The sequence below is a fragment of the Clostridium sp. AF21-20LB genome, from assembly GCF_003478795.1.
GTDB classification, from domain to species: Bacteria; Bacillota; Clostridia; order Lachnospirales; family Lachnospiraceae; genus Otoolea; species Otoolea fessa.
In genome coordinates this window covers 13,033-33,617 of the sequence record NZ_QUGD01000007.1, presented here as the reverse complement: position 1 = coordinate 33,617, position 20,585 = coordinate 13,033, and the positions used below count along the sequence as shown (strand labels likewise).

General features: G+C 48.9%; 13 protein-coding genes and 3 pseudogenes. 2 read left to right on the top strand and 14 right to left on the bottom strand.

What is annotated here, in order from left to right; genetic code table 11:
• Window positions 1-164: 164 nt before the first annotated feature.
• From prfB to DWX76_RS05525, 3 genes are all read right to left on the bottom strand, one after another.
• Window positions 165-1,292, bottom strand: a complete 1,128-nt coding sequence (prfB, locus tag DWX76_RS05535) for a peptide chain release factor 2 (protein ID WP_117796089.1) — start codon at window positions 1,290-1,292, stop codon at window positions 165-167.
• A gap of 212 nt (window positions 1,293-1,504) precedes the next feature.
• Complete coding sequence (secA, locus tag DWX76_RS05530) at window positions 1,505-4,087, bottom strand: preprotein translocase subunit SecA (protein WP_022360628.1); 2,583 nt, start codon at window positions 4,085-4,087, stop codon at window positions 1,505-1,507.
• A gap of 145 nt (window positions 4,088-4,232) precedes the next feature.
• Complete coding sequence (locus DWX76_RS05525) at window positions 4,233-4,616, bottom strand: hypothetical protein (RefSeq protein WP_118570260.1); 384 nt, start codon at window positions 4,614-4,616, stop codon at window positions 4,233-4,235.
• A 372-nt stretch (window positions 4,617-4,988) separates the two neighbouring features.
• On the opposite strand from DWX76_RS05525, the gene raiA reads away from it, so the two are divergent.
• Window positions 4,989-5,516 carry a ribosome hibernation-promoting factor, HPF/YfiA family gene (gene raiA, locus DWX76_RS05520; RefSeq protein WP_022360630.1) on the top strand — a complete coding sequence of 176 codons (528 nt, stop codon included), beginning with the start codon at window positions 4,989-4,991 and terminating at the stop codon, window positions 5,514-5,516.
• A 180-nt stretch (window positions 5,517-5,696) separates the two neighbouring features.
• Here the strand turns inward: raiA and DWX76_RS05515 are convergent.
• The 4 genes and pseudogenes from DWX76_RS05515 to trxB all read right to left on the bottom strand — a co-directional run bounded on the left by DWX76_RS05515 (window position 5,697) and on the right by trxB (window position 11,011).
• Window positions 5,697-7,363, bottom strand: a pseudogene (locus DWX76_RS05515) (formate--tetrahydrofolate ligase).
• 124 nt (window positions 7,364-7,487) lie between these two features.
• Window positions 7,488-8,132, bottom strand: coding sequence for a cyclodeaminase/cyclohydrolase family protein (locus DWX76_RS05510; RefSeq protein ID WP_107001368.1), 645 nt, complete (start codon window positions 8,130-8,132; stop codon window positions 7,488-7,490).
• Window positions 8,133-8,386: 254 nt separating this feature from the next.
• On the bottom strand, window positions 8,387-9,934 hold the full coding sequence (locus DWX76_RS05505; RefSeq protein ID WP_118570259.1) for an SH3 domain-containing C40 family peptidase: 1,548 nt from the start codon (window positions 9,932-9,934) through the stop codon (window positions 8,387-8,389).
• A gap of 159 nt (window positions 9,935-10,093) precedes the next feature.
• Window positions 10,094-11,011, bottom strand: a complete 918-nt coding sequence (trxB, locus tag DWX76_RS05500) for a thioredoxin-disulfide reductase (RefSeq protein ID WP_118468434.1) — start codon at window positions 11,009-11,011, stop codon at window positions 10,094-10,096.
• A 448-nt stretch (window positions 11,012-11,459) separates the two neighbouring features.
• On the opposite strand from trxB, the pseudogene DWX76_RS05495 reads away from it, so the two are divergent.
• Window positions 11,460-12,191: pseudogene (locus DWX76_RS05495) on the top strand (SDR family oxidoreductase).
• Here the strand turns inward: DWX76_RS05495 and DWX76_RS05490 are convergent.
• From DWX76_RS05490 to DWX76_RS05460, 7 genes and pseudogenes are all read right to left on the bottom strand, one after another.
• Window positions 12,188-13,408, bottom strand: a complete 1,221-nt coding sequence (locus DWX76_RS05490) for an MBOAT family O-acyltransferase (RefSeq protein ID WP_412693993.1) — start codon at window positions 13,406-13,408, stop codon at window positions 12,188-12,190. The pseudogene DWX76_RS05495 and the gene DWX76_RS05490 overlap by 4 nt on opposite strands.
• A 765-nt stretch (window positions 13,409-14,173) precedes the next feature.
• Window positions 14,174-15,229 carry an electron transfer flavoprotein subunit alpha/FixB family protein gene (locus tag DWX76_RS05485; RefSeq protein ID WP_117796101.1) on the bottom strand — a complete coding sequence of 352 codons (1,056 nt, stop codon included), beginning with the start codon at window positions 15,227-15,229 and terminating at the stop codon, window positions 14,174-14,176.
• Between the two features lie 29 nt (window positions 15,230-15,258).
• The gene (locus tag DWX76_RS05480) at window positions 15,259-16,050 is read right to left on the bottom strand and encodes an electron transfer flavoprotein subunit beta/FixA family protein (protein ID WP_107001363.1); all 792 of its coding nucleotides are present in this window, start codon (window positions 16,048-16,050) and stop codon (window positions 15,259-15,261) included.
• A gap of 73 nt (window positions 16,051-16,123) precedes the next feature.
• The gene (locus DWX76_RS05475) at window positions 16,124-17,275 is read right to left on the bottom strand and encodes an acyl-CoA dehydrogenase (protein WP_107001362.1); all 1,152 of its coding nucleotides are present in this window, start codon (window positions 17,273-17,275) and stop codon (window positions 16,124-16,126) included.
• 130 nt (window positions 17,276-17,405) lie between these two features.
• Window positions 17,406-18,241 (bottom strand): annotated as a pseudogene (locus DWX76_RS05470) (3-hydroxyacyl-CoA dehydrogenase NAD-binding domain-containing protein).
• 40 nt (window positions 18,242-18,281) lie between these two features.
• On the bottom strand, window positions 18,282-19,058 hold the full coding sequence (locus DWX76_RS05465; RefSeq protein WP_022358585.1) for an enoyl-CoA hydratase-related protein: 777 nt from the start codon (window positions 19,056-19,058) through the stop codon (window positions 18,282-18,284).
• 101 nt (window positions 19,059-19,159) lie between these two features.
• Window positions 19,160-20,341 (bottom strand): acetyl-CoA C-acetyltransferase, encoded by a 1,182-nt coding sequence (locus DWX76_RS05460; protein WP_022358586.1) that lies wholly within the window; start codon window positions 20,339-20,341, stop codon window positions 19,160-19,162.
• Between the last annotated feature and the right edge of the window lie 244 nt (window positions 20,342-20,585).

Below are 20,585 nucleotides of genomic sequence, written 5' to 3'. Positions count from 1 at the left end.
TTACCAGAAAGATATTATCACATTTATTGACACTCTGCAATCTATTTCTTTCATTATAGTCGAATTGTATCTGTAAAAAAACAGCCCAAACTGACGGCACTCGACAGAGCGCTTTCTTCTCCGTCAAACTTTTGTGCCGCCAATTCAGGCTGTTTTATCTTCTTTTATGCTTCTTCTGTCTTCTGGTTTTTCAGGCTGATCCACTTTAAATACGCACTGATAAACAGATCAATATCACCGTCCATCACCGCGTTCACATTGCCGTTTTCCGCGTTTGTCCGGTGATCCTTGACGAGCGTGTACGGCTGCATAACGTAGGAACGAATCTGATTTCCGAAGTTGATGTCCTTGACATCGCCGCGGATGTCGGACAACTTCTCGGCATTTTCCTGTTGTTTGAGCAGGTACAGCTTTGCCTTTAACATCTGCATCGCCTTGTCCTTATTCTGGAACTGGGAACGCTCATTCTGGCACTGTACGACGATACCGGTCGGCAGATGCGTGATACGGATCGCGGAGGACGTCTTGTTGATATGCTGTCCACCGGCACCACTCGAGCGATAAGTATCGATCCGCAGATCGTCCGGATTAATCTCCACATCCAGATCTTCTTCAATATCCGGCATGACATCACAGGAAACGAATGAGGTCTGACGCTTGCCAGCCGCGTTGAACGGGGAAATACGGACCAGACGATGGACGCCTTTCTCCGATTTCAGGTAGCCGTAGGCATTTTCGCCGTTGACCTGCAGTGTGATGGACTTAAGTCCCGCCTCGTCGCCGTCCAGGAAATCAAGCACCTCGGTCGTAAAGCCCTTTTTGTCCGCCCAACGCTGGTACATACGATACAGCATACTGCACCAGTCCATCGCTTCGGTACCGCCCGCGCCCGCGTTCAGCTTAAGGATCGCGTTGCAGCCGTCGTACTCGCCGGACAGGAGTGTCTTTGTGCGGAGTTCTTCCAGCTCTTTGACGAACTCATCTAACATCTCCTGAATCTCCGGAATCATCGCCGGGTCATTTTCCTCATAGCCCATCTCGATCATGACCTGGATATCCTCATACTGCTGTTCAAGGTGCTTGTAGCCATCCACGGTATCTTTGAGATTTTTCGCCTCACGGACCGTCTTGGTCGAGCGCTCCGGATCATCCCAGAAGCCCGGTTCTTCCATTGATTTGTCAAGCTCCGTGATGCGGCGCTCCTTATTTTCCAGATCCAGGGAATCCTTGACCTCTTTCAGCGTCTCATCGTAGGTTGATAATGTATACTTAAACTGATCTAATTCAACCATGCTCTCACCTTCTCCATTCTCATCTATCTGCTGCCATTTTCCTCAACGGTTCAGCATTCTTTCAGTTATATTTTGTTACGGATCACACACATATAGACCGTAACTCTTTTTTATATTTGGAAAAATTCCCGGAACCAGGTATTTCGCCATAGTTTCGGGAATTTTCTGCACAGACTGCTGCAAAATCACGGCAGCCTGCCTTCTTTCATCTATTAATTCTTCGCGTACAGCTTCCGTCCACAGCACTGTTTGTACTTCTTGCCGGAACCGCATGGGCACGGATCGTTCGGGTAAATCTTCTTCTCCTCACGCTTCTTCGGTGCCTGCACGGTGCTGTCGTCACGGTTGGTTCCCGTTACCTTGGCAGCCGGTTCACGCTCGACCTTCTGCTCTGCACGGATGTGGAACAGAATACGGACGGTATCCTCACGGATCGCTGCCGTCATGCTGTCGAACATCTCATAGCCGCTCATCTTATACTCAACCAGCGGGTCTCTCTGACCATACGCCTGCAGACCGATGCCTTCGCGCAGCTGATCCATATCGTCGATATGAGCCATCCACTTTGCATCAACCACTTTCAGAAGGATCACGCGCTCCATCTCGCGTACCTGTTCCGCGCTTGTAAACTCTGCCTCGCGTGTCTCATAAAGCTTCGTTGCCGCCTCTTTGAGCATATGTTTCAGCTCATTTTTCTTCATATGCTGCTGGTCTTCCGTCAGCTGAATCGGCTCTAACGGGATAACCGGAAGCAGCAGGGAATTTAACTCGGACAGATCCCACTCAGCCGGTTCCTGCTCATCAGAGATGGACATATCTACGGCGTTTTCTACGATATCCGTGATCATCTTCATGATAACGGAACGCATATTCTCGCCATCCAGTACACGGCGGCGCTCTGCGTAGATTGCCTCACGCTGCTCGTTCATAACCTCGTCGTATTTTAACAGGTTCTCGCGGATACCGTAGTTGTTGGTCTCAATCTTCATCTGTGCTTTCTCAATCGCCTTGGAAAGCATCTTGTGCTCGATCTGCTCATTCTCCGGTACGCCCATGGCGTTGAACATATTCATCAGACGCTCTGAACCGAAGAGACGCATCAGGTCATCCTCCAGGGACAGGTAGAAACGTGATTCACCCGGATCGCCCTGACGTCCGGCACGACCGCGCAGCTGGTTATCAATACGTCTGGACTCATGACGCTCTGTACCGATAATCTTTAAGCCGCCCAGTTCTCTGGAAATCTCATCCAGCTTAATATCCGTACCACGACCTGCCATATTAGTCGCGATCGTAACGGCACCGTGGATACCTGCATCTGCTACGATCTCAGCCTCCAGCTCATGGAACTTCGCATTTAATACCTTATGCGGAATGCCGCGTCTTGTCAGCATCTTGCTCAGAAGCTCGGAAGTCTCGATCGTAATGGTACCAACCAGAACCGGCTGTCCCTTTTCATGGGCTGCTGCCACTTCCTCGACAACCGCATGGAATTTCTCTTTTTTCGTCTTATAAACCGCATCCTCGTAATCAATACGCTGTACCGGGCGGTTCGTCGGGATGGAGATAACGTCCATCTGGTAAATGTTACGGAACTCCTTCTCCTCGGTCTGTGCCGTACCGGTCATACCAGCCTTCTTGTTGAACTTGTTGAAGAAGTTCTGGAAGGTAATGGTTGCCAGCGTGCGGCTCTCACGGCGCACATGTACGTGCTCCTTCGCCTCAATCGCCTGATGGAGACCATCGGAATAACGGCGTCCCGGCATGATACGTCCGGTAAACTCATCGACGATCAGAACCTCGTCATCTTTTACCACGTAGTCCTTATCGCGGAACATCAGGTAGTTGGCACGCAGTGCCAGGATGATGTTGTGCTGGATCTCCAGGTTCTCCGGATCCGCCAGGTTCTCGATGTGGAAGAAATCTTCAACCTTCTTCACACCAGCCTCGGTCAGGTTGACTACTTTATCTTTCTCATTGACTACGAAATCGCCTGTCTCCTCGATCTCCTCGCCCATGATGGCTGCCATCTTGGAAAATTCTGCTGATTCCTCGCCCTTTTCCAACTGACGTGCCAGAATATCGCAGACCTCATAGAGCTTCGTGGACTTGCCGCTCTGTCCGGAAATGATAAGCGGGGTTCTCGCCTCATCGATCAGGACGGAGTCGACCTCATCGATGATCGCATAGTCCAGATTCCGCATAACCATCTGCTCTTTGTAGATCGCCATGTTGTCACGCAGGTAATCGAAACCAAGCTCATTGTTGGTAACGTAGGTAATATCACAGTTGTAAGCTTCCCGGCGCTCGTCGGAATTCATCGAGTTTAAAACCACGCCGACCGTCAGACCGAGGAATCTGTGAACCTCGCCCATCCACTCTGCATCTCGTTTTGCCAGGTAGTCATTGACGGTAACGATAAATACGCCCTTTCCAGCCAACGCATTTAAGTACGCCGGTGCGGTGGAAACCAGGGTTTTACCCTCACCAGTACGCATCTCTGCGATACGTCCCTGATGCAGGACGATACCACCGATCAGCTGAACCGGGTAATGCTCCATATTTAATACCCGTCTCGCCGCCTCACGCACGGTTGCAAATGCCTCCGGCAGGAGGTCGTCCAGCGTCTCGCCGTTTGCAAGGCGCTCTTTGAACTTGCGCGTATTGTCGCGCAGTTCGTCATCCGATAAGGCAACCATCTGCTCGCGCATACCTAAAATCTTATCCACAATCGGGCGGATCAGCTTCAGCTCGCGTTCGCTGTGGGTACCAAACACTTTCTCTATCAGATTCATGCTTTTCTCTCCTATTTCTTGCTTTCTCATTCTTTTTTCGTTTTTATAGCTCAATGTATGATATGTTTTAGATCGAAAAGATCGTATAGGTATAGTTATACAATCTTATTTATTCTAACACTAACAGGGATTTTATTCAATGATTTCATGATTTTTTTACATTTATTCTGCGCACGCGCCCGGCTGAGATAAGCCGAACCTGCCGTACCCGGAAAATCCCAGCCATAAAACAAGACCCTCCATACACGAACAAAGGAACCTGCTGTAAAACGCCGCCTCCCTGCCTATCCAGGTAAAACGTTTTTTCTTCTGCCATCCCGCCAACTTTATGGTAAACCAGACAAGTTGCACAAAATATATGTTCGACTTTCTTGTTGTCCACATTATCCACATTTTGTCCCCAGTTTTGTGGATAAGTTTTGCACACCCATTTTTTCCCTTTTTTAGGGAAAATGGAGTTTTGCACCGACTTATCCACATTATCCACAATTTTCGTCTGTTCACGAAGCCCCCATTGTCCCCGGCGCATTTTGATTTCTTTTTTGTTCAGATCTCATAAACTTGCATATTTCTTCCAAAAATACAAGCAGATCTATTGACAAATGAAGAACCCTTGCATTGCCTCCAAACCCCCGTTTTTTCTAGCTTTTTCGACCTTTTTCTGTTGCAAAAACACACCCATTCTGCCCTATCCTGCAAGACTCTTTTTTCATATTTCATTGTCCGCCGCACAAACCGCGCGCAAATCCCTTATAAAACAACAGCAATTCGTGAAAAATCAAACGACACAGTATTTCGACCTGTTTTTCAATTAATTGTGTTGACAATTTTGCGAAAAAGGTTGAATTTAACATCCAAAAGTGGTATACTATAGCCATCCCAATAAAAAGGAGCGATGATTATGCGTTATAAGATTACTGGAAGAAATATCAATGTTACCCCGGGGTTAAAAGCAGCTGTAGAGGAGAAGATCGGAAAGTTAGAGCGATACTTCAATCAGGACACTGAAGTGAATATCACACTTACGGTTGAGAAAGATCGTCAGAAGATCGAGGTTACCATCCCTGTCAAAGGCACCATCATCCGTGCAGAACAGGAAAGCAACGATATGTATGTATCGATTGATTTGGTAGAAGAAATCATCGAGCGTCAGCTCAAAAAATATAAGAATAAAATCGTAGACAAGAAACAGGCAGCCGTTGCATTCTCTGACCTCTTCATAAACGAAGAATATGATTCCAACGACGAAGTAGATATCGTCAAAGTAAAGAAATTCGCTATGAAGCCGATGGATCCGGAAGAGGCTTGTGTACAGATGGAACTCTTAGGACATAGTTTCTATGTATTCCTGAATTCCGAGACCGAGCAGGTCAATGTTGTTTACAAACGTAAAGGCAACACCTACGGATTGATCGAACCAGAATTTTAATTCATCGCTTCGTACTATAAGTAGACAAGTTTCCTGGCAAAAAGGGGAGCTGCCATGTGGCAGTTCCCCTTTTGCATTGTGTTAAGTTCCATTCATATTCTATTTCTTTTCGTAACTGTTCAGTACCTTCACAGTCACGCGCAGTAAATGCGCAGACCTACTGAACAGTTACTTCTTTTTTTAGAACAGCCCCGTGATCCGTCCATTCTCATCGACATCGATCTTCTCTGCCGCCGGCACCTTCGGAAGTCCTGGCATCGTCATGATGTCGCCGGTCAGCGCTACGATGAAGCCTGCGCCCGCGGATACTTTCAGGTTGCGAACAGTTACTGTAAAGTTCTTCGGTGCGCCGAGCAGCTTCGCATTGTCCGAAAAGCTGTACTGCGTCTTCGCCATACAGATCGGATAGTTACCAAATCCAAGCTCAGTCAGGCGTTTTGCCTGCTTCTTTGCTGCATCCGTGAGTACAACGCCGTCGCCGTGGTAGATCTTCTTCACGATCGCATCCAGTTTCTCCTCGATCGTTGTATCGGTCTCGTAGCAGTAGTGGAACTCGCTCTCAGTCTCGCACAGGCGGATGACTTCTTTTGCCAGCTCCTCGCCGCCTTCTCCGCCTTTCGCCCATACCTCGGACAGAGCTACATTGACACCGACCTCATGGCACTTGTCCTCGATCAGCTTTAATTCTGCCTCGGTATCCATTGGGAAGCGGTTGATCGCTACAACACACGGAAGTCCATATACCTTGGTAATATTTTCTACATGCTGCATCAGGTTCGGAAGTCCCTTCTCCAGTGCTTCCAGATTCTCTGCGTTTAAGTCAGCCTTCGCCACGCCGCCGTGATGCTTCAGTGCACGTACCGTCGCTACTACAACGACCGCCGACGGTTTCAGCTCTGCCATCCGGCACTTGATATCCAGAAATTTCTCCGCACCCAGGTCAGCGCCGAAGCCAGCCTCTGTGATCGTGTAATCACCCAGCTTTAATGCCATCTTTGTCGCAATGACGGAGTTACATCCATGCGCGATGTTCGCGAACGGACCGCCGTGGATAAATGCCGGTGTATGCTCTAAGGTCTGTACCAGGTTTGGTTTCAGGGCATCCTTTAAAAGAGCCGTCATCGCGCCCGCTGCTTTCAGATCACCGGCAGTGACCGGTTCCTCGTCATAGGTATAACCTACGATAATCTTGGAAAGGCGTTCTTTCAGATCCGTAATATTGCGTGCCAGGCACAGAACTGCCATGATCTCGCTGGCAACCGTGATGTCATATCCGTCCTCACGGGTCACGCCATCCACGCGGCGTCCCAGACCATCTACGATGTTGCGGAGCTGACGGTCATTCATATCGACAACACGCTTCCAGGTAATGCGCTTCGGATCGATGCGGAGTGCATTGCCTGATAGATATGATTGTCCAGCATCGCTGCCAGCAGGTTGTTTGCTGCGCCGATCGCGTGGAAATCACCGGTAAAATGGAGGTTGATATCCTCCATTGGAATGACCTGTGCATATCCGCCGCCAGCTGCACCACCTTTAACACCAAAGACCGGTCCCAATGACGGCTCACGAAGCGCTACGGTTACCTTTTTGCCAAGACGTTTCAATCCGTCTGCCAGACCGACCGTGGTCGTGGTCTTTCCTTCTCCGGCTGGAGTCGGGTTGATCGCGGTCACCAGAATCAATTTTCCATCCTTGCCCTCTGTCTCTTTCAGAAGATTGTAGTCAACCTTTGCCTTATAATTTCCATACTGCTCCAGATACTTCTCGTCTACGCCTGCCGCCTGTGCAATCTCACCGATTTTCAGTGGATTCGCTGCCTGTGCAATCTCAATATCTGTCATCATTACTCCTGTACCTCCCTGTTTTTGCGGTTTTGCCTGTTCCGGAAGTTTTCACACAGTGAATGTTATCTGCTTTATCTTCTGTAAAAAAGATCCCCCTGTGAATTTCCCGGAAAGGCTGTGAATGTTATCTATTATATACTGTGTCTGACAATTTGGAAAGACACAAAATTGATTTTTCACAAAAAATTGCATCCGATTCCAGTTTTTCTACTCTTTTCTCAAGTTCTGATACATAACTTTCGTCCTTGATCGATGCCAGATTGATCTTCACATTAAAGAGTGCGCCCACAACCGCTGTCCGGGCTAACATCGCCGCAATCAGACCGTCGGAAACGGCACCTTTATTGCCCCTCTTTACGACCGCTTCCGCCATCGGAAAAATCTTTGCCGCTGACTCCGCAATCGCAAGCGGCGCTTCGGTCGCCTCTTTTAACCCCTGCTGCAGGGCGGCAGTGCGGATTTTTTTCTCCTCCTCCGTCTCCTTCGGAAGTTTCAGCGCTCTCATATATCCATTGAACGATTCGCTGTCCTTTTTGATCCCTGACAGCAGCTCCTCATGCAGCGCAGCGCCCTCAGCTGCCAGCGCCTGCATTTCCTCCTGCACCCCGGCATATTTTTCCTTTCCGATCGTCAGATTTGCCACCATTTCCATCAATGCCGCGCCCAGCGCCCCCACCATCGCCGACACGCTTCCGCCGCCCGGTACAGACGCCTTCGAAGCAGTTTCTTCTACGAACTGGTTTACGGAAAGTTCTCTTAATTCTGCCATGATTTTTCTCCTTTTTTATGAAAAAGAATGTGCCTTGGCACATTCTCGCGCCGAGCGCGGTCGCTTGCGACATGTTTCTGCTTCGCGCGAGTGCATACATTTTCCTATGAAAATGAAAAATACCGCAAAATTGCTTGTCTCACCGATCAGAAATCTTCTGCCCCGCTGGCAACGTAATTTTGCGGTATTCCCACCGCGCCCTACGGATATGAAATCGTCCCGTAAGAACCGATATACTCCTTTATCTGCGTTTACTAATTTAAGAATGAAACTGCCTTACACGGTGTTCGGTAGTTGGACGGCGAAATCTTGATGCCGCTCTTTGCCGTACTTGCGTGAATAACCTGTCCATTGCCTATGTAAAGTGCTACGTGATTAATATAATTGCCGCTCGCATAAAAAAGCAGATCGCCCGGCTGTACTGCGCTGACCGCAACCTCCTTGCCCTTTGCCGCCTGATCTCTCGAGCTTCGTCCGGTTGAAATACCGAAATGTGCAAATACACTCATTGTAAATCCGGAACAGTCCGCGCCGTTTGTCAGACTGGTTCCGCCGTATACATACGGATTTCCAAGGAACTGCTTTGCATATGCCACAACCGCAGAACGGGTAGCATTTGTTACTTCATTTCCAGAAGAGGACGTACCGCCTGTGCCTGGTCCGCCGCCCGGTCCAACGCCGCTTGCAGTGGTCGCTTTCGTCGCTGCCGCGGTAGTCGGCGCTTTCGTCTCAGCTGCCTTTGTCGTCTCCTTGGCTGCCGCTGTCGTCCCAGCTGCCTTGCTTTCGCTCGGATTCGCCTCTATTGTTCCGCTGTAGGAAGTCTCCGATGCTTTGGTCGTCTCTTTGGCAGCTGCCGTGGTTTCCTTCGCCGCTGCCGTGGTTTCCGCTGCCCTCGACTCTTCCTCGGCTTTCTTCTTTACCTGTTCCAGGTTCTCGATCGCCGCATTCGCTTCCTGTTTCAGTTTTTCTTCTTCAGCTTTCTGCTGCTGTTCCTCAGCTACGGAAACTGCCTGCTTAAAGTCTACCTGTGTCGTAATATAATCTTTATACACATATCCGACCAGATCATTATCGACGGAAATCTTGGCAAAATCGCCCTCTTCTCCGATCACCTCATACTCTGCATCGGCAGAAAGAAGATCCAGCGTCTTGCCCTCTAAGCTCGGCGTCTCTCTCAGGCGAAGCGTAGAGGTATTTGTAACCTTCGCGTAGGTTGTGCCGACTTCCCTGGCAATCTTGGACGCCTCCTCGCCAGTCACAAAATACTGTGCTTTAATATAACCGGTCACGGACCCCGACTGGATATGGTACCATTTGCCGCCCTCGCCGTCCACCGTGTCCAGAATCGTCGCCGCACAGTTATTGTAAATCTTTCCAACTACCTCGCTGCCTGTGCTGGCCTGTGCGCGAACATTGACATAATTGGTCACACGGGAAATCGCGATATTATCGTAGATCGACTTGGACATCGCGCGGACAACCGCCTCAGTCTCGCCAGTTGTCTCCTTTGGCTGGGCTTTCGTCTCTGCTGGCACCTGTGCCGGTTTGGCTGTCTGCGCACCGCCTGCCACGCCCGTCTGACCGGCTCCCGCCACTGCCAGAACTTCTTTAGAAGCAAATGCCTCTGCCAGCTCTTTTTCCGGGTTCAAGCTGCTCGCATAGTAATTATTGATCGCCACTGACGCACCAGCGACCGGGGCATCCGTCTCCAGATTCATCGCCGCCTGGGCGCTCATCTGTCCCGTCCCTGCCATCACAAGGCACGCCCCTGATGCTATCAGAAATTTCAGCGTTTTTCTCATAAGAACCTCCTACTCTTCTGTCCGTTCTGTTCCGTCGTTTTATCTCAAACTGTAACTGTTCAGTACCTTCACAGTCACGCGCAAAAATCCATTAAAAATTGCCTACGGCAATGGGATTTTTGCCTGCTGACCCATGTTTTCTTCTATATTAAAAATGAGTTATGCCTGAAGATATCGCTCTGCAGATGCCACGCAGTTTGCACCGTCCGATGCCGCTGTCAGAATCTGGCGCAGCGCCTTGGTCCGGACATCTCCGGCTGCAAATACGCCCGGAACGCTCGTCTGACCGCTCTCATCCGCCCGGATATAGCCCTGCTCATCAAGCTCTAACTGACCCGCATACAGCTCACTCTCCGGTGCGATTCCGACCGCAATAAAAACGCCATCCACGTCCAGCCGCTTCTCTTCTCCGGTTTTGGTCTGTCTCAGCCGCAATGCCTCCACCTGACCATTTCCTTCAATCGCAGCCGTCTCGCTGTTCCAGACAAATTCAATATTTTCAAGCGCCTGTAAGCGCTCCTGCAGCCGTTTTGCCCCGCGAAGCTTGTCTCTGCGGTGGACGATATATACTTTTTCACACATCCGTGCAAGAAAAATTGCATCTTCCAGCGCCGCGTCGCCGCCGCCCACAACGGCAACCGTCCTTCCCCGGAAAAATGCCCCGTCGCAGGTCGCGCAGTATGAAACGCCTGCCCCGCGAAGTTCCTCTTCTCCCGGCACCTCCAACGTCCTGTGATGTGCTCCGGATGCCAGAATCACACAGCGTGCCTCATACGTCTCTTCCTCGCAGACTACTTTCTTCACATTTCCTGAAAGCTCGACCTGCACGACCTCATCCTGTACAACTCTTGCTCCCAGCTTGTTTGCATGCTCCCGGAACTGTCTGGAAAGCTCAAAGCCGGTCACACCCGGAAATCCCGGATAATTGTCCACCTCCCAGGTATTCAGCACCTGTCCGCCGCTGATTCCATTCTTCTCTATCACAATCGTGTCCAGACACGCCCGCTGTGCATAAATCGCTGCACTCAAGCCAGCTGGTCCGGAACCAATGATTATTATATCATACATGGTATACAGTTCCTTTCTTCCGAATCTGTTCGGTAATTGATCCGCTCTATCGCTGTGTCAGATCCATTTGGTTTTAGTATAACACATTTTGGCACTTTCATACAATGCTGTAAAACACTCAGAACAGCAAAAAATGGATGAAAATTTCTTACGATTTTATGACAGGCGGAAAAATGAAACTATTTCACGAATTTTAAATACATGCTATAATTCAATCAAATATGATGTTGGGGTCAAAAGCTTTTGACCCCTCTAATACCGAATTGCTCTGCACTGCGTGCTCCCGCAATTCTCAAAAACATTCGCAATTCGCTCATTTTTCTTTGAAAAATGGCTACTTACTCATGTTTTTGGCGGGTCCCAAGGTCAAAAATTCTCCTGCAAGCAAGCTTGCGTCGAACTTCTGACCTTTTGACCCTGGTATCATCAAATATACGCATATAAGGAGTTTACTGCCATGAATCATAAAACTATCCTCGTAACCGGCGCTTCCCGCGGAATCGGGAAAGCGATTGCATTAACCTACGCTAAGAACGGCTGGGATGTCGTGATTACCTGCCTGAGGCGGGAAGAAGAATTAAAAAAAGACCCAGCGCGAGATCGAAGCGCTGGGCGTTTCCTGCCTTGCCTGGATGGGCGATGCGGGCGATTTTGAGAGCTGTTCCCGCCTGTTTGACGCGATCCGGGAGCGCTTCGGTTCCCTGGATGTCCTCGTCAACAATGCAGGGATTTCCTACATCGGTCTGTTCCAGGATATGACGCCGGACGAGTGGAACCACATTCTCAATACCAACCTGACCTCCGTCTTCAACTGCTGCCGCCTCGCCGTTCCGATGATGGTGTCACGCAAATCGGGACGCATTCTCAATATTTCCTCCGTCTGGGGCGTCTGCGGCGCTTCCTGTGAAGTCGCCTATTCCGCCACCAAAGGCGGCATCAACGCCATGACGCGCGCCCTCGCGAAGGAACTTGCGCCGAGCAACATCCAGGTCAACGCGATCGCTGCGGCGCTATTGATACCGAAATGAATCAATTTCTCGATGAAGAAGAACGGAATGCCCTGCTGGAAGAGATCCCAGCCGGACGTATGGGTCGTGCCGAGGAAGTCGGAAAACTGGCATACCAGCTGGGAAATGAGGAGTCCTATCTGACGGGACAAGTTATACAATTAGACGGCGGCTGGATCTAAAACCTGAAATAAATAAACGGATTATACGTGCTGCTGACGAGATACATGGTACACAAAAACAGCAGCACAGCCATAATCAAAATATCCACTGTCTTTGTCACTTCTTTCTCATACAAATGCTCCCGCAGCTTCGGGCATATACTCTGCACGATGCCCGAAAGCAGCACGCCCAGCACCGCAAGAAAAATCACCTTCCGATTCACGAACAGCGACGCCGGATAGATGCCGTTCTCCCAGGTAAACATCTGATGCAGGATCACTTTCGCATCCGCCAGCGTATCGGCGCGGAAGAACACCCAGCCAACCACTACAACCAACGCCGTATAGATGTGATTCAGTCCCCGGAAGCAGTTCTTCTCCAATAGCTTCCCAAGTCCCATGCGTTCCACCACCAGAAACAGCCCATGGTACAATCCCCAGATGATAAAGGTTGCCCCAGCGCCATGCCAGAGCCCGGTCGCAAAAAAGACAATCAGCAGATTAACATACGTCCGCACCTGCCCTTTCCGGTTGCCGCCCAGCGGGATATAAAGATATTCCCTAAACCAGGTCGAGAGTGAAATATGCCAGCGTCTCCAGAACTCGCGGATCGAGGTAGAGATATACGGATAATTGAAGTTCTCCATAAAATCAAATCCAAACATTTTTCCCAATCCGATCGCCATATCCGAATATCCTGAAAAATCAAAATAAATCTGAAGTGTGTACAAAACCGCCAACATCCACGCATTGACCGTTCCCAGCTGTGCCAGCGGTTTCTCCATCATCCAGTCCACCGTCGCCGCAAAGGTATTAGCAAACAACATTTTTTTCGCCAGTCCGTAGGAAAAGCGCTTGATTCCATACGCCATCCCCTCCGCCGTACACTGCCGGTTCCCAATCTGTTCGCAGACATCGTGATACTTGACGATCGGTCCCGCGATGAGCTGCGGAAAGAAAGAAATATAGAGCGCCAGATGAAAGATATTTTTTTGCGCCTGAATCGTCCCCCGGTACACATCCACCACGTAGGAAAGCGCCTGAAACGTGTAGAAGGATATTCCGACCGGAAGAGCAATCTCGCGGAAAGAAAGTGTATGTGCGCCGCCCGCAAAGCGGCTTAACAGAGAATTTGCAATCTCGACTGCGAAGTTAAAATATTTGAAATAGCCCAGAAGAAGGAGGTTTAAAAACACGCAGGTTGTAACAGCAAGGCGCATTCTGTGTTTACTCTGCATCCTCCCAATCCACAATCCAAAGAAATAATTCAGCCCGATCGAAACAAGCATCAGAATCACATACTTCGCTCGCCCCACGCATAAAAAAAGAGGCTGGCAGCCAGAAGGACGCCATTGCGGATATGCAGATTTTTCGTTATAAAATAAAGCAAAAATACCGCTGGCAAAAAATACCATAGGAACACAAGGGAACTAAATAACATAAATCATACCATCCTGTATTTGTTACTGTTCACACATACGTGCCCAGTAACGGAATTTGCCGTGGCTTCTCTTTTAAATACGGCAAATTCCTGCCGCCACCACGTTTTCTTACGGCACTTTCGGTTCCAAAAGTGCCTACCCGTGAACAGTAACCTGTATTTTCTTATATAGCAGATAAATCATGTCTATATTCCAGACACTCTATTATACGGGCAATCCACCTTAATCTGTCAAGTGTTTTTGACCAGAATAAAGAATGTGCCTTGGCACATTCTCGCGCCGAGCGCGGTCGCTTGCGACATATTTCTGCTTCGCGCGAGTGCGCATCCTCGCGGAGCGTTTTTTGTTTCATAGGACGCAATTTCCTATGAAACAAAAAAACCCTGCCTCCCAGGTTCATCACCTCGGAAACAGGGTTCTCTTTACTCGCTGGCACGGGACTGCGGAGTACTGGGTGGAGTAAATCCGTCCAGCCGGCGCTGTCTCATATATTTATCAGAGAAAAATATACAAAACTCTACTGCTTATTTATTGTAAGAAGATATCTCTTCCTGCTTTTAATTAGTTGTTCTTAGCTGCTGCTTTAGCTTCTTTGATCTTCTCAGTCAGCATCGGAACGATCTTGTTTAAGTCACCTACTACGCCGTAGTCAGCAACATCGAAGATCGGAGCAGACTCATCTTTGTTGATAGCAACGATGATGTCAGACTCTTCCATACCTGCCAGATGCTGAATAGCACCGGAGATACCGATTGCAAAGTATACGTTCGGGCGAACAGTCTTACCTGTCTGACCTACCTGAAGATCCTTCGGCTTCCAGCCAGCATCTACAACTGCACGAGAGCAGCTTACGGTACCGCCGATAGCCTCTGCCAGATCATCCAGAATCTTGAAGTTCTCCGGGCTTCCTACGCCACGACCGCCGGATACAAGGATCTTAGCATCCATGATATCAACGGTGTTGGATACAGCCTTAACAACTTCCAGAATATCAACATATTTGTTGTTCTTTGTGAATCCCGGATTGAACTCAGTAACAACAGCTTTTTTGCCAGCTTCCTTCGGAGCCTTCTGCATAACACCCGGACGAACGGTTGCCATCTGCGGACGGAAATCCGGGCAAGCGATGGTAGCGATGGTGTTGCCGCCGAATGCCGGACGAGTCATAAGCAGCTGATTGTGCTTTGTCTCTCTACCCGGAACCGGATTCATCGGGAAATCACCGATATCAAGTTTTGTACAGTCTGCAGTCAGACCTGTATGGATTCTAGCGCAAACACGCGGACCAAGGTCACGACCGATTGCAGTAGCACCGATCAGGAAGATTTCCGGTTTGAACTCTTCGATAACAGATGCGATTGCATGTGTGTACGGCTCTGTACGGTACTCTTTTAACTCCGGATCGTCTACAACGATAACCTTGTCTGCACCGTACTCTGCTAACTGATCTGCAAGACCCTTAACGTCAGAACCAACTAAAACAGCGGTTACTTCTACTCCTAAATCTTTTGCTAATTCTTTACCTTTGCCAATCAGCTCAAAAGCGATATTGCTGATAACATTATCCACCTGCTGTGCAAAGACAAATACGCCCTTATATGCTTCTAAGTTGTTCATCTTATTCACCACTCTTTTCTATAAAATAATTAGATAATGTGTTTCTCTGCCAGTTTGCCAACGATATAATCTGCGGAAGCTGCCGGATCCAGTTCTACCTTCTCGCCAGCACCCTTTCTTACCTTATCGGAAGCTTTTGCGATCTGTGTCGGTGAACCCTTCAGACCGAGGTTGGAATCCTCAACCTCTTTCAGATCTTTTCTGCCCCAAACGGTGATCTCTTTTGCGTATGCATCGAAGATTCCGCCCGGAGTCATGTAACGCGGCTCGTTTAACTCTGCAAGAGCGGTTAAAAGACACGGAAGCTGTGCTTTAACTACATGATATCTATCATCATACTGACGCTCAACTACGATGTATTTCTCAGCTTCGTTTACTTCACGAATCTTCTGAGCGTAGCTGATTACCGGAAGGCCAAGGTGCTCGGAGATCTGCGGACCTACCTGAGCGGTATCGCCATCGATAGCCTGACGGCCAGTAATGATTAAGTCATAATCCAGGTTGCGAAGTGCGCCTGCGATTGTCTGGGAAGTAGCCCAGGTATCTGCACCACCAAGTACACGGTCAGTTACAAGAACACCATTGTCTGCGCCCATAGCCATAGCCTCGCGAAGAACCTCTTCAGCCTTCGGAAGACCCATAGTAACTACGGTAACTTCTGCACCATACTGATCTTTTAAGCGAAGCGCTGCCTCCAGACCTGCTTTATCATCTGGGTTCATGATTGCCAGCATTGCGCTTCTGTCAAGAGTACCATCCGGGTTAAATTTAACTCCGCCTTTGGTATCCGGAACCTGTTTTACACAAACTACAATTTTCACGGTATTTTCACTCCTTATTTTTTTCTTTTTTCTCTATAGGACTGAGATTGTTCTGATTTCTCTGCAGACTGAATTATTTTAACAGATCAGCGGAGATAACCATTCTCTGAACCTCAGATGTACCCTCGTAGATCTCAGTGATCTTAGCATCACGCATCATACGCTCTACGTCGTACTCTCTCGTGTAACCGTAACCACCGTGAAGCTGTACAGCCTTGGTTGTAACTTCCATAGCAACCTCTGCTGCATACAGTTTAGCCATAGCTGCTTCTACAGAATAGGTCTTCTGTGTCTTCTTAGCAACGGCTGCTCTGTAAACAAGGAGCTGAGCTGCTTTAACTTTGGTAGCCATATCTGCCAGCTGGAACTGAGTGTTCTGGAACTGACCGATAGCACGACCAAACTGTTTTCTCTCTTTTACATAATCAACAGTTCTCTCAAGAGCGCCCTCTGCAAGACCAAGTGCCTGGGAAGCGATACCGATACGTCCGCCATCCAGGGTATGCATAGCGATGTGGAAACCTTTGCCCTTCTGGCCAAGCAGGTTCTCTTTCGGGATACGGCAATCTGTGAAGATCAGCTCGTATGTAGCAGATCCACGGATACCCATCTTCTTCTCTTTGGTACCGAAGGTGAAGCCCGGAGTTCCTTTCTCTACGATAAATGCAGAGATCTCTTTTTTCTTTCTGCCCTTTACTTCAACAACGCCTGTTACAGCGATGATAACGTAAATGTCAGCCTCTTTACCATTGGTAATGAAAACTTTGGAGCCGTTTAATACCCACTCGTCGCCGTCTAATACAGCCTTGGTCTGCTGACCCTGAGCATCTGTACCAGCACCCGGCTCAGTAAGACCGAAAGCACCAAGCTTCTCGCCCTTAGCAAGCGGAACCAGGTATTTCTGTTTCTGCTCTTCAGTACCGAAAGTCTGGATCGGATCGCAGCACAGAGATGTGTGTGCAGATACGATAACGCCGGTAGTACCACAAACTTTGGAAAGCTCCTCAACGCACATAGCGTATGTTAACGGATCACAGCCCTGTCCGCCATACTCCTTCGGAACCGGGATGCCCATGAAGCCAAGCTTCTGCATCTTTTTAACGGTTTCCTCCGGGAAGTGCTCTGTCTCGTCAACTTCCTGTGCCAAAGGTTTTACTTCGTTCTCGGCGAAGTCATGGAATAACTTTCTCGCCATTTCATGCTCTTTACTTAATGTAAAATCCATGTGTCTATTCCTCCATCATTTTCTTATATACGCTTAAGAGGCGGCTTTAAGCGCCGCCCCGTTGCGGTTCTTAAAAATCTGGTACTCTATTATGTTTTCATCTGGTCAAGAAGCCAGACTTATGTACATATTAGTTGTACTTGTAGAAGCCTTCGCCAGACTTACGGCCAAGCTTGCCGCCGCGAACCATCTTTCTAAGAAGCGGCTGCGGACGGTACTTCGGGTCACCAGTCTCAGACTGAAGTACTTCCATGATAGCCAGAACAACGTCCAGACCTACCAGGTCGCCCAGTTCAAGCGGTCCCATCGGATGGTTAGCACCCAGCTTCATAGCGGTATCGATACCCTCTACAGAAGCCTCGCCCTCAGCGTAGATACCGATAGCTCGTTGATCATCGGGATGAGGATACGGTTTACTACGAAACCAGCGCCCTCTTCTACCTGTACCGGGATCTTGCCGATCTCTTCAGAGATCTTCTTAACTTTGTCAACAATCTCTACCGGAGTGTTTAAGCCTGCGATAACCTCAACCAGCTTCATAACCGGAGCCGGGTTGAAGAAGTGCATACCGATAACCGGGCGGTCAAGACCTGCACCGATCTCAGTAATGGACAGAGAAGATGTGTTGGTAGCGAATACGCAGTCTGCCTTGCAGATAGCGCCCAGCTCTTTGAAGGTCTGTTTTTTGATCTCCATGTTCTCGATTGCTGCCTCAACTACGAGATCGCAGTCGCTGCAGATAGTCTTAACGCCGGTATGGATTCTGGCAAGGATCTTGTCTGCATCCTCTTTTGCCATCTTTCCTTTTGCTACTCTCTTCTCAAAGTTCTTGGAAATTTTCAGTTTGCCGTTGGAAGCAAACTCTTCGTTAATATCACACAGGCATACTTCATATCCATCTACCTGGGCAAATGCCTGAGCGATTCCGGAACCCATGGTTCCTGCACCAATAATACCAACTTTCATGACAAATCCTCCTGAAATTATACAACTATAATTTAACTAACTATCTATTGTTAAACTGCTCCACTTTCCGTTTCTCAAGGAATGCCTGCATACCGTTCTTCTGATCTTCTGTCTCGAAGCATCCGCCAAACAGTTTTTCCTCGATCACGATAGCCTGATCCATATCAGTCTGAAGTCCGTCGTTCATCGCCTTCTTGCTGTTTCTGACAGCGATCGGAGCCATCTTTGCGATAGCGCCTGCCAGCTTCTTCGCAGCCGGCATCAGCTCTTCCTGTGTATAAACAGCATTTACAAGTCCGACACGGTATGCCTCGTCCGCTTTGATGTTGCGGGACGCAAATACCATCTCTTTTGCCTTGCCCGGTCCGATGAGACGTGCGAGTCTCTGTGTACCGCCGAAGCCTGGTGTGATACCAAGACCTACTTCAGGCTGTCCGAATAATGCATTGTCCGAGCAGATACGGATATCACAGCTCATGGCAAGCTCGTTGCCGCCGCCGAGTGCGAAACCGTTTACTGCCGCGATAACCGGAACCGGGAAGGTTTCGATCTTGCGGAAAATATCGTTGCCGAATTTACCGAAGTGCTCGCCCTGCTCCTTGGTCATCACGCTCATAGCAGCGATGTCAGCACCGGCTACGAAAGATTTCTCTCCTGCGCCGGTCAGGATAATTGCACGAATTTCGGAAAGGTCTACTGCATCAAATGCAGCTTCAATATCCTTCAGCACATCCTCGTTTAACGCGTTCAGTGCCTTCGGACGATTAATAGTTATGACTGCGACGTGTCCGTCTACCTCATAGTCTACAAATCCCACTTCCAGTTCCTCCTAAAAAGCTCTTGAATTGAAATACGTAAAATCAGAAACAGCCGGAGCGCCGGGGATAAGCCCCGACGACTCCGGTTCTGCGTCAGAAATTAGTCTCTCTCAACGATCGTTGCGCAGCCCATGCCGCCACCGATACACAGAGTAGCCAGACCCTTCTTAGCGTCACGTTTCTGCATCTCGTATAACAGAGTTGTCAGGATACGGCAGCCAGATGCTCCTACCGGATGTCCGATAGCGATTGCACCGCCGTTTACGTTCAGGATGTCTTTGTTGAAGCCAAGGTCACGAGCTACAGCGATAGACTGAGCTGCGAATGCCTCGTTTGCCTCGATCAGGTCGAAGTCTTCTACCTTCCAGCCTGTCTTCTTCAGAACTTTCTTGGTAGCTGCAACCGGTCCAATACCCATGATGCTCGGATCTACACCGCCCAGAGCGCCTGCTACCCATGTAGCCATCGGTTTGATACCCAGTTCTTTTGCTTTCTCTTCGCTCATAACAACTACAGCTGCTGCACCATCGTTGATGGAGGAAGCGTTACCAGCTGTTACACGTCCGTCTTTCTTGAATGCCGGACGAAGCTTGCCAAGAATCTCTACAGTGGAACCCGGACGCGGACCCTCATCGGTATCTACGATAACAGTCTCTTTTTTCTTCTTAACTTCGATCGGAACGATCTCGTCTTTGAAACGTCCAGCCTCGATAGCTGCGCAAGCCTTCTGCTGGCTAGCTGCTGCAAACTCATCGAGTTCTTCTCTTGTGATACCCCACTGATCGCAGATGTTCTCAGCGGTGATACCCATGTGGTAATCGTTGAATGCATCCCACAGAGCGTCATTTACCATGGTGTCGATCATGGTCGCATTGTTCATACGGTATCCGTAACGAGCCTTCATCAGAGCATACGGAGCTGCGGACATGTTCTCTGCACCACCAGCTACTACGATGTCAGCATCGCCTGCAAGGATCATATCTGCTGCTGCGTTTACAGCATTCAGACCAGAACCGCAAACCACGTTCAGGGTAACTGCCGGAACTTCTACCGGAAGACCAGCTTTCAGAGACATCTGACGTGCTACGTTCTGACCAAGACCAGCCTGGATAACACATCCCATGTATACGTGATCAACCTGCTCCGGAGCAACGCCTGCTCTCTTCAGAGCCTCCTTGATAACTACGGCACCCATCTCAGCTGCTGGAACAGTACTGAGCTGGCCACCCATAGAACCTACTGCGGTACGGCATGCACTTGCAATTACGACTTTCTTAGACATTGAAAAAATCCTCCTTGAAAATGATCCACCACGTAAATAACACAACTGCAGTAAATAGTAAAATAGTGATAAATATGATAGTGTATTTGTATCTTAACACCCCACGCGGCTCCTGTCAAATAATTATCAATGGATTTATAAAGATTTAAGATTCTCATTTTTCCGCGTACAATCCACTTATTTCTACATCGTTTTGATTGCTTTTAGGCGTAATGCACAATTTTTTTCTTCCGTTTTCTCAATA